At 40.1% G+C, this 9,135-nt stretch carries 11 protein-coding genes; 3 read left to right on the top strand and 8 right to left on the bottom strand.

The features are described 5' to 3' along the window. Positions 1-401: 401 nt before the first annotated feature. Positions 402-821 (bottom strand): cysteine metabolism transcriptional regulator CymR, encoded by a 420-nt coding sequence (cymR, locus tag B7E07_RS06645; protein ID WP_080844756.1) that lies wholly within the window; start codon positions 819-821, stop codon positions 402-404. After that, on the bottom strand, positions 818-1,492 hold the full coding sequence (locus B7E07_RS06640) for a YczE/YyaS/YitT family protein (RefSeq protein ID WP_080844750.1): 675 nt from the start codon (positions 1,490-1,492) through the stop codon (positions 818-820). The genes cymR and B7E07_RS06640 overlap by 4 nt, the downstream gene beginning before the upstream one ends. Before the next feature lie 169 nt (positions 1,493-1,661). On the opposite strand from B7E07_RS06640, the gene B7E07_RS06635 reads away from it, so the two are divergent. Continuing rightward, on the top strand, positions 1,662-2,924 hold the full coding sequence (locus B7E07_RS06635; protein ID WP_080844746.1) for a replication-associated recombination protein A: 1,263 nt from the start codon (positions 1,662-1,664) through the stop codon (positions 2,922-2,924). Positions 2,925-3,069: 145 nt separating this feature from the next. On the opposite strand, the gene B7E07_RS06630 is transcribed toward B7E07_RS06635, so the two are convergent. The 5 genes from B7E07_RS06630 to B7E07_RS06610 are packed head-to-tail and all read right to left on the bottom strand — an operon-like array spanning position 3,070 to position 6,830. Further along, positions 3,070-4,029: an ABC transporter permease gene (locus B7E07_RS06630; RefSeq protein WP_080844743.1), complete on the bottom strand. Its 960-nt coding sequence runs from the start codon at positions 4,027-4,029 to the stop codon at positions 3,070-3,072. 3 nt (positions 4,030-4,032) lie between these two features. Beyond that, positions 4,033-4,947, bottom strand: coding sequence for an ABC transporter ATP-binding protein (locus tag B7E07_RS06625; protein WP_080849123.1), 915 nt, complete (start codon positions 4,945-4,947; stop codon positions 4,033-4,035). A 13-nt stretch (positions 4,948-4,960) separates the two neighbouring features. After that, positions 4,961-5,674, bottom strand: a complete 714-nt coding sequence (locus tag B7E07_RS06620) for an ABC transporter ATP-binding protein (RefSeq protein ID WP_080844742.1) — start codon at positions 5,672-5,674, stop codon at positions 4,961-4,963. Further along, the gene (locus B7E07_RS06615; RefSeq protein WP_080844740.1) at positions 5,671-6,039 is read right to left on the bottom strand and encodes a GntR family transcriptional regulator; all 369 of its coding nucleotides are present in this window, start codon (positions 6,037-6,039) and stop codon (positions 5,671-5,673) included. Before B7E07_RS06615 ends, B7E07_RS06620 begins: the two co-directional genes overlap by 4 nt. Before the next feature lie 5 nt (positions 6,040-6,044). Beyond that, a complete protein-coding gene (locus tag B7E07_RS06610; protein ID WP_080844738.1) occupies positions 6,045-6,830 on the bottom strand; it encodes a hypothetical protein in 786 nt (261 codons plus the stop codon). Between the two features lie 145 nt (positions 6,831-6,975). On the opposite strand from B7E07_RS06610, the gene B7E07_RS06605 reads away from it, so the two are divergent. Continuing rightward, positions 6,976-7,404, top strand: coding sequence for a hypothetical protein (locus tag B7E07_RS06605; RefSeq protein ID WP_080844736.1), 429 nt, complete (start codon positions 6,976-6,978; stop codon positions 7,402-7,404). 257 nt (positions 7,405-7,661) lie between these two features. On the opposite strand, the gene B7E07_RS06600 is transcribed toward B7E07_RS06605, so the two are convergent. Continuing rightward, entirely contained in the window at positions 7,662-8,429 is a 768-nt protein-coding gene (locus B7E07_RS06600) for a tRNA threonylcarbamoyladenosine dehydratase (RefSeq protein WP_080844735.1), read from the bottom strand. A 445-nt stretch (positions 8,430-8,874) separates the two neighbouring features. On the opposite strand from B7E07_RS06600, the gene B7E07_RS06595 reads away from it, so the two are divergent. Further along, complete coding sequence (locus tag B7E07_RS06595; protein WP_080844733.1) at positions 8,875-9,102, top strand: hypothetical protein; 228 nt, start codon at positions 8,875-8,877, stop codon at positions 9,100-9,102. Positions 9,103-9,135 lie beyond the last annotated feature (33 nt).

Below are 9,135 nucleotides of genomic sequence, written 5' to 3'. Positions count from 1 at the left end.
CCCTATAACCGGAGTTCGGGGGTTTAACTCCCTTTTTAACGACCCAACTCTACCCTATAACCGGAGTTCGGGGGTTTAACTCCCTTTTTAACGACCCAGCTCTACCCTAGAAACGGAGTTCGGGGGTTAAACTCTCTTTTCAACGACCAATCTCTACCCTATAACCGGAGTTCGGGGGTTAATCTCCCTTTTTAACGACCCAGCTCTACCCTATAACCGGAGTTCGGGGGTTTAACTCCCTTTTTAACGACCCAACTCTAATCTAAAACCGGAGTTCGGGTGTTTAACTCTCTTTTTAACGATCCAACTCTACCCTAGAAACGGAGTTCGGTTGTTAAACTCCATTTCCACCAATCCATCTCCCTCATCAAAGCGGATCCTAGGCGTTAATCTCCCACTCATCAAATATAAAACATATAAGAATCGCCAGCATTGTCGTCTGTATGATTCGCCAAGTCTTCGATCGTGGTGTTGTCTAATACATCTTTGACAGCATCGCGAATTCTGATCCACAGTTCTCGCTTTGCTGGTTCTTCGTCTTCAATGCCTTCAACAGGACTAATTGGACCTTCTAGAACACGAATAATATCTCCAGAGGTGATGTCTTGCGGCTCTCTGCCTAATATATAGCCGCCATATGCGCCTCTAATGCTCTTAACCAATCCCGCATTTCGCAGCGGGGCAATGAGCTGCTCTAAGTAATGCTCTGATAAATCATTATTCTGGGCAATAACCTTTAAGGAGATCGGTCCTTCGCCATGTTTTCTGGCAAGTTCAATCATAATCGTTAAGCCGTAACGGCCTTTAGTTGATATTTTCATGGATTTACACCTCTATTTTCTTTATCTATAAAAGGCTGTTTTCGTAGCGACACCAAAAATAGATCCGTCAGCTTTTGACATTGCGGCAATGCCTTTCCTACAAGTGGACCTATACATAAACTAATAAAAACGGTTCCCCAAAAAACAGGACCGCCAAGCTGCCAGCCGACAATTAACACTAGTATTTCCATCACAGCACGCACTCTTCCGACCTTCCAGCCGGTCTTTGAAGTTAGTGCAATCATAAGACTATCGCGAGGACCTGCTCCCAGCTGGGCTGATATATAAAGTCCCATTCCATAACAGTTAATAAGAATACCAGCTGCAAACATAAGAAGCTGTCCTGCCATACTTGAAGGAGTATCCATAAAAGGCAATAACATATACATATCGATAAACAAACCGACAAGAATCATATTCAAGTATGCACCGGCCTTAGGCATTTCCTTCGATATAAGGGCTGATACAATTAGCACAGCAATGCCAACGATAATAGACCAGCTTCCAATCGATAATCCGAATTGATAATAAAGACCAACATGCAGAACATCCCACGGTGAGGCTCCTAAATCAGCCAATATCACCAAATCAATTCCAAGACTCATCACGAGCAATCCTACTAAGTATACCGAAAATCTTGGACCGATCTGGCCTCTTCTCTTCATATTCATCCTCTTTTCCCATCTACATATGTGATCTTATATATAGTTAAAATCCTTATTTTCTCTATAGACTTTTGTCATTATAGCATAATTGCAGGCATTATTCATTTATACAAATGGACAGTTTATGATATGTTTAAAGCAGAAAAATCCCCGCATTATATTTGGAGTGATTGTCATGAGCATTAAACCGTTAGCCTTCAGGATGCGACCTAAAACAATAGACGAAATCATCGGACAGGAGCATTTGGTTGGTGAAGGAAAAATTATAGATCGGATGGTAAAAGCCAAACAGCTTTCTTCAATGATATTATATGGACCACCCGGAATTGGTAAAACGTCGATTGCGAGCGCCATTGCCGGCAGCACCCGGTTTGCCTTTCGTACATTAAATGCTGTTACCAATAATAAAAAAGATATGGAAATCGTTGCGGCTGAAGCCAAAATGTCTGGGAAAGTGATTCTTCTGCTTGATGAAGTCCATCGTCTTGATAAAGGGAAACAGGACTTTCTGCTTCCATACCTTGAAAGCGGCATGATTACATTAATTGGCGCGACAACCAGCAATCCCTACCATGCCATAAATCCTGCCATTAGAAGCAGATGCCAGATTTTTGAATTAAAGCCGTTATCCATTGAAGATCTCAAGCTTGCCTTAACAAGGGCAATCGATGATCAAAAACAAGGGCTTGGAGATAAAAACATCCAAATCGATGAGGATGCACTCACTTTTTTTGCTACAAGCTCGAATGGTGATGTCCGCAGTGCCCTCAATGCCTTAGAGCTTGCCGCATTATCAACAGCAGCTGATAATGATGTCATCCATATAACGTTAGCAGTTGCTGAAGAATGCATGCAGAAAAAGAGCTTTCACCATGATAAAGATGGAGACGGACATTATGATGTACTCTCTGGCTTTCAAAAGTCCATTCGTGGCAGTGATGTCAATGCAGCTTTGCATTACTTGGGCAGACTGATCGAAGCAGGTGATCTTACCAGTATTGGCCGCAGATTATTAGTGATTGCCTACGAAGATATTGGACTCGCCTCCCCGCAGGTAGGAGCCAGAACATTAGCGGCGATTGAATCGGCCGAGCGTCTAGGCTTTCCGGAAGCACGCATTCCGCTTGCCAATGCTGTCATTGAGTTATGTCTTTCACCTAAATCAAACTCAGCCATTTCAGCAATCGATAGTGCTTTAGGGGATATACGCAGCGGAATAAGCGGTGATGTGCCGAATCATTTAAAAGATGCTCACTACAAAGGCGCAGCAGAGCTTGGACGCGGAATTGACTATAAATATCCGCATGATTATGAATCTGGATGGGTAAAACAGCAATACCTGCCGGACAAACTAAAGCATAAAAAATACTATGCTCCAAAACTGACAGGAAAATTTGAGCAGGCACTTGCGGCGATTTATCAGAAGCTGATGAAATAATTGACCATGTTGGCACGGACTTACTGATTTTTTTGAAAGAAATCATAGAAAGCCAACAAGGCAGCTTCTCCAATGTTCACATTTTTACTATTTGAATCTATATAAAATGCTTAGAACCTCAATGGTCCTAAGCATTTTTTAGCTGTTATGCAGCCACATCACGTTTCTTAAATGTATAGAAAGCAATGAACTGGAATAGCAAGAAGTAAATAATAAGCATGATGACTGAGAAGCCCATTGTCATTCCTGCGATCAGCGGAGAGCCATCCAGGTATTGCATTAAATCAGTGTTGGCAAACAAAATGTACTTCGCCCAATCATATCTCATCGCAACCAGGCTTGTCACCGTGTCGCCCATAAACATAAGGAAGAGGGAAAGGCCGATTGCAAGCGAACTGTTTCTGAACGCCGCTGAAATCATAAAGGCCATTGTCGTCAGCATAAATAAATTAATCGAGTTTAATCCATAGTAGGTTAGTAAATGCACAAACATGCTAGTCTCAATTACCTGTCCGTCCTGATAGCGCAAATATGGCGACACTTCACCAGGTGTTCCAAAGAGGATACCGCCCAAAATAGCAGAATAACTGAAGAGAAGCACGAGCAGCATTAAACTAAACAAAACAACTGTTACATATTTTGAAAGCAGGATTTTTTCCCGGCGAATCGGCCTGATCAAAAGCAGTTTGATTGTGCCCCAGTTAAATTCACTGGCCACAATACCAGCTGCAATAATAATTGAAAACATCCCAACAAATTCAATAACAAAAGATGCATCCTGAACAAAGCTCCAGACTGAATAACTGTCATTTGGTGAAATATTATGTTGCAGTCGATATTCACCAATGGCAATATCGCTTTCATAACTGTGTCTCATTTCAGGTGTGAATGTATCACCGTATTCTTCTAATTCTTTCGTCAGTGTTTCATTTTGCATTTCAATCCCGCGCTGCCAATCGCTGTTATCCGGAACTGTTCCGCCGCTTTCCTGATACTTAATAAATGCAGCCATGACGGTGACAAAAAGTAACAAGAGACCAATCATGACATAAGTGCCCGCACGTTTAAAAATTTTCATCCATTCATTTTTTAATAAATTCAGCATTCTTTACTCCCCCTTCTTTGCAGTAATTTCAAGGAATCGGTCTTCCAAAGTTTTATTAACTTCTTTCAGCCCGTATATCTTTACATCGTTTTGAACAAGCATTGAAATCATGCTCGGAACCTCTTCTTTACCAATAACAATTGAAATATTTTTATCTGACAGCGCAATTGAACTTTCTGTATATTGCTGTTTTAATAGCTCAACTGCCGCATTGGCCGGCTCTGCTTCGAGCTCATACTGTTTTTCGCCTGTTTGCACAACATCATGCACAAGCTGAACATCCACAAGTTTTCCTTGCTGAATAATGCCAATGCGGTCACACATCATTTCCATTTCTGAAAGCAAATGACTTGAAACAATTACTGCCATGCCTTTTACTCTTGCTAATTTCCGAATATGATCCCGGATCTCTCTAATACCAGAAGGATCTAAGCCATTTGTAGGTTCATCCAATATTAAAACTTTTGGGTCATGCAATAGACATTGCGCTAAACCAAGGCGCTGCCTCATTCCAAGTGAATAGGTTTTGACTTTATCATGAATTCGGTCTTTTAAGCCGACAAACTCAACGGTTTCCATGATTTTTTCCTTTGTTACGCCTTTTGACATCCGTCCGAAATGCACGAGGTTTTGATATCCGCTCATAAACTTATACATTTCCGGGTTTTCAACAATGGCCCCCACATGCTGAATGGCATCTTCAAAGTTTGTTTTTACGCTGCTGCCCAGAATCTGAATATCACCTGAGGTGATGCCAATCAACCCAGCAATCATACGAATCGTCGTTGTTTTTCCCGCTCCATTTGGACCTAAAAAGCCGAATACCTCGCCGCTTTTCACCTCAAAGCTTAAGGAATCAATAATTTTTCTTCCTTTAATTACTTTTGATACATTTTGAATCTCTACAAAATTTTCCATATCTTCACCTCTTTTATATTTCATCTCTCTCTGCACTGCTCTGAAAAATTACTTTCATCCACTCAATAATAGACAGGCCCTTCTCTTCTCTTAAAGCCTCGACTTCTTCATGTGCAATCAGTTCACCATTCTGTAAAACGAGCACTTCATCCAGCAAGGCTTCAATTTCAGCAATTTCATGAGTTGCAATCAGAAGGGTTTGTTTGTCGAAATCGATATACGTCAGCAGCCCTTTCACAATCGACTCCCGAACCATTGGGTCTAATCCAGAAAAAGGCTCATCAAGCAGCAAATATTCTGCATCCCTCGCTAAGGCCAAAACCAGCTTTAACCTGCCACGGCTTCCTTTTGACAGATGCTTTATTTTTGTATCTTTTTCCAATGACATAAAACTCAGCAATTCATATGCTCTTGTTTGATCAAAATCAGAAAACTGCGTATCGTAAAACGTGATTAAGTCTTTAGGTGTAAAAGTAGGATAAAGTGTATCCAATTCTGTTAAGTAAGCCACTGTCCCGGCTGTTTTTCGATCAGGCTTTTTCCCATTTACTTTGACATTGCCTTCGGAGGGATAGGCGAGACCAGCAATCAGTTTTAACGTCGTTGATTTCCCGCTTCCATTCGGACCAACCAATCCATAAATTTTTCCCCTTTCCAGCGCAAAAGACATGGAATGGATCGCTTTTTTCCTCCCGTACTTCTTATGAACATCTGCAAACTCAATCATGAACTCCCCTCCAAATAATCCTGTACCTTTTGTATCAATTGTTCAGGGGGTACACCAAGCTCTTTCATACTATCGACAAAGGAATGAATGACTTCATCCTGCATTTCTCTTTTTAAAGCAGCAATCACACCATGTTCATCCGTTACAAACGTTCCCTGACCGCGTTTCGTCAACACAATTCCCGTCCTCTCCAATTCACTATAAGTCCTTTGGATTGTATTTGGATTCACACCAGATTGAATCGCCATTTCCCGAACCGAAGGCAGCTTGCTTCCAGCCTGGAGATCTCCGCGAATAATCTGCTGCTGTACCTTACTGACAATTTGCATATAAATCGGCTTTGAAGCTTGAAACTGATCGCCCATCGTATTCACACCTCAACCTTCTTCTCCAGCATCCAAATAGAAAACATAACCACTGCCATTATAAGGATTAAATAGAGTGCAATTTCTGTCAGTGAGATAAAAGGATCTGCTGTAAACTCGGCTGAAAAAGACTGCTTTGAAAGTTCATAGTTCAACGTTTTGAGGCTGGTCATATCAATGGCGCCAAGTTCCCAAAAGGATTGATAAATAGGGAGCTCGCGAATCAGGTTTTCAATATTAAATGAGACAACCCATAAGCATATTAAAAAGCCCCATCGCCATCCGCTGTTCCATCCATATAATTTTAGCGAATGATATAAGGTCCAATAAAAAAATGTCCATATTCCTAAATAGAATGAATAGACAATAATACTTAATGACACACCAGTCAGTATGAATAGAGGCAGATGATCCTTGGCCAAGAAATAAATGCCAATATCACTCTTCGTTGCCCATATCGCAATGATGAAAGCAATAAAAATAGAAACCATCATAAACACAAACCCTGTTAAAAACTTTGAAAAAAAGAGCTGATAACCGCTATTCGGATTATGAAGCCATAGCTGAGTTTTTGCTTCCATATTCAATGACAGAAGCAGATAAATCGGCAAGTAAAAAGCATGTGCACTGAGGATCATGAACACAAGCACTTCAAAAACAATCATGTCATTTACATATTGAGAGATGCTATAGCCTGCAGCAGCTATTGCAATGCTGAGCAAAATCCCCCATATAAACCAAATTTTCATTAATTTTGCTTCTTTGATGTAAAGTCCTTTAAAGGCCGTCACAAATAATGATACCCCCTTTACTGTATTCGTGTACTAGTCAAATAATACACTAATACATTTTTAAATGTCAATTAATTTTTGTATTTTTTTAACAGTACTAGGTGAAGGTAAGAATAGACCTAATGAAAATGGATGGTGATACCCTATGAGTACAAACCAAAAATGGACCCATAAGGATGATGAATTGCTGAGAGAAACCGTGCTCGATTATACCGGGAATGGCGATCCTAAATCTGCCGCATTTAAAACGGTCGCAGCCAAGCTGAACCGCTCAGTGGCAGCCTGCTCCAATCGCTGGTTTCACATAAACAAAGGGCAGGCTCTACATAAAAAAGACATTCATTTATCAGATGTAATTGCATTTTTGGAAGAATTCCCTGGATTGCTGAAGGAAAACGAAGAGTTGAAAAAAATACAGTCTGAGCTATCACAACAAAACGAATTTCTGAAGTCGCAGCTTGAGGAAAAGCGCAGCAAATATGAAGCTAGCCTGGAGCAGCATGAAGAAATGACGAAGCTTTTTGAAGAGGCATCGAATTTGTTTGATGGAGAGATTAAGCGGGTTGTGCATTGAGATTAGTGGTAAAATAATTGCGAAACGCTGGTTCGCAATCATTTTTGCTTTATAAAGTGTGATTAGGAGCTGAATTCTGTTTTTTTAAAGCTAACAATTGGGATATCCGCCTTCCAGTGAAAATAACCCACGCCAAAAATATATATCCGCCGTTATTTTTGAAATATCCGCGAAAACAGCTATTTATCCGCCAAACGCTACTTCACACCTTAGAATCTTGCATCTCCACAAACGAAAAAAAGTCCATTGCTGGACTTTTACTTCTCATCTTTTACTCTTGTAATTTTAATATCGCTTAATAATTCCCTCACTACATAACTCGCCATAACCAGGCCGGCTACAGAAGGAACAAAGGCATTGGAAGATGGCGGCATTTTGGCTTTGCGAATCACTGCATCATCCTTGCCAACTTCCTTGCGCACATCCTCACGAATCACAATTGGGCTTTCATCTGAAAACACAACCGGAATTCCTTTGCGAATGCCTTCTTTTCTTAGGCGTGTACGAATCACCTTTGCAATTGGATCTGTATGTGTTTTTGAAATATCCGCAATCTGAAAACGGGTTGGATCCATCTTATTCGCAGCACCCATGCTTGAAATCACAGGAATATTGCGGCTTAAGCATTCTTTCATTAGGTGGATTTTATAAGAAATCGTATCAGAAGCATCGACCACAAAATCCAAACCATAATCAAAAAATTGCTCATAGGTTTCTTCTGTATAAAACATTTTCAGGGCGATGACTTCGCAATCCGGGTTAATGTCTTTGATTCTTTCTTTCATTAAATCCGCTTTCGGCTGACCGACAGTTGATAATAAAGCGATAATTTGTCTATTCACATTGGTAATGTCTACGTCATCTTTATCGACAAGAATCAGTCTGCCTACTCCAGAACGGGCAAGCGCTTCCGCAGCAAACGTTCCTACTCCGCCAATTCCCAGTACGGCAACCGTACTATTTTTCATAATGTCTATACCTTCCTTGCCGATCGCAAGCTCATTTCTTGAAAACTGATGCAACATATTTATTCAACTCCAAACGATTGTAATCAACTTATATATTATCATTTACCCGATAATGAATATATCATACTTCTTTATAAATACAAGTAGTTCGATAGGAATTTATTAGTTACACTCTATCTCTAGAGGTAACGGCTTTTAACCTGGACCTCGCGTCATTGAAGACGACTTCAATAGAATTGTGTATCTTTCAATCATTTACCCCGTCTTTTCGATCATTTCCCGTACGTATTCGATCATTTCCCAGTGTTTTTCGATCCATATTAAGTATTTATCGATCTTTTTCTACATTTATCCGATCAATTGCTCGACACAGCAGTAAGCAATATTACCAAATTGTTAATAGAATATTTTTCCATAATTCATAATTTGTTCAACATTTCACAAACTTTACGATGCATGCATATGCTATTCTAAATTCAGAAAAAGAAAAGGAGTGATTGAGATGATGGTCTATGAATGGAAAACATTCGTTACAGATCGTGAGGAGTATACGCAAACATCTTTTGAAGCATTAATAGGTGATGTATTTGAATGTATGATGTTTACGGAAGATGATCATATCCCATCTTATATCTGGACTGTCAATTATGTCATCATTGTCAAAAGAAGCTCAAAAATCTTTACGGACATTACTTTTGATAAAGTCCCCCGTAACCCTGTAAGTGCATAGTTTATTTTTTTAATCTATCATGTGAAATATTTC

It is taken from the genome of Cytobacillus gottheilii (assembly GCF_900166665.1).
GTDB classification, from domain to species: domain Bacteria; phylum Bacillota; class Bacilli; order Bacillales; family Cytobacillaceae; genus Cytobacillus; species Cytobacillus gottheilii_A.
The sequence above is the reverse complement of the archived record's forward strand: the minus strand, read 5'-3'. Positions and strand labels throughout refer to the sequence as shown.